The sequence below is a fragment of the Methylomonas rivi genome (assembly GCF_024505165.1).
GTDB lineage: Bacteria > Pseudomonadota > Gammaproteobacteria > Methylococcales > Methylomonadaceae > Methylomonas > Methylomonas rivi.
In genome coordinates, this window is record NZ_JANIBK010000334.1 from 1 (window position 1) to 990 (window position 990).

Below are 990 nucleotides of genomic sequence, written 5' to 3' on the forward strand. Positions count from 1 at the left end.
TGCTCGGTTCGGAGCAAAGGATGTCGCGGCTCGGCCCCATCGGCCCGCCTACGACCGGTATTGCCGGCGTTCAAGGCGTGACCTGGAAGCGCGGGCCGTTCGCGGGCGAACTCAACGACGGCGTCGTCTCGCTGTCCGAGGTCAGCGCGGAATGGCTGGTCGATCAAGTGAAAGCTCCGGTCGTGCATACGCTGCTTCCGGCCAGCAAACAAGTGGCCGGTATTATCCTCGAACGTTGGCGGCAGGCGCACGCGCATGCCGACGGGGCTTAGTTTCGGCGGTATATCCGAATGGTTTCTCGACGATAATTGCGATTTTGCAGTTAGGCGTCAATAGGTCGATTTAGAGAGTTGAAATTTGATTCGCCTTTGGTGTTCGAAATCAAGCGTAATAGGAAAAATATTGATATGGCAAGGGGAAACTTTTGAAACAATCTTTTTATGGCCTGAGTTATTCTGATTTAGAAGCGATTGCAAGTCGGAATAATTTAAATCAGTCGATAGCGTCAGTTCTTTTTAACTGGTATTACAAGAAAAAACAAGCCACGCAGTGTCGCGGTAAAATTTCCAAATACTCCTTGGCTTTTTTAGAACAAAATTTCGACTTTTCTCTGCCCGAAATCGATACGGTTTATGAGTCGAAAAAAGATCGCTCGGTAAAGTTTCTTTTTAAGCTTAAAGACAATTATAAGGTTGAAACCGTCCTCATCCCGTTTAATAATAAATATTCTATTTGCCTCTCATCGCAGGTTGGCTGCGCAATGAATTGTTCATTCTGTTTTACCGGAAAACAAGGACTGAAAAGAAATTTGACTACAAGCGAAATCGTCGGGCAATTTATAAACGCTTGGCGTTGGTTGGCAACCAACAGGCCCGGAGAAGAGCGGATATTAAATATTGTCTTTATGGGACAAGGCGAGCCTCTACATAACTTCGATGCCGTTAAAAAAGCCTGCGAGATTTTTTTATCCCAACACGGCACGTCAATTGG

1 protein-coding gene and 1 pseudogene are annotated in these 990 nt (G+C 46.4%); both read left to right on the top strand.

The annotated features are described in order from the left end of the window. On the top strand, positions 1 to 272 hold a 272-nt coding region (locus tag NP596_RS21555; RefSeq protein WP_256617432.1), incomplete at its 5' end, for a hypothetical protein. Between the two features lie 152 nt (positions 273 to 424). Further along, a pseudogene (locus NP596_RS21560) lies at positions 425 to 990 on the top strand (dual-specificity RNA methyltransferase RlmN); the annotation flags it as partial.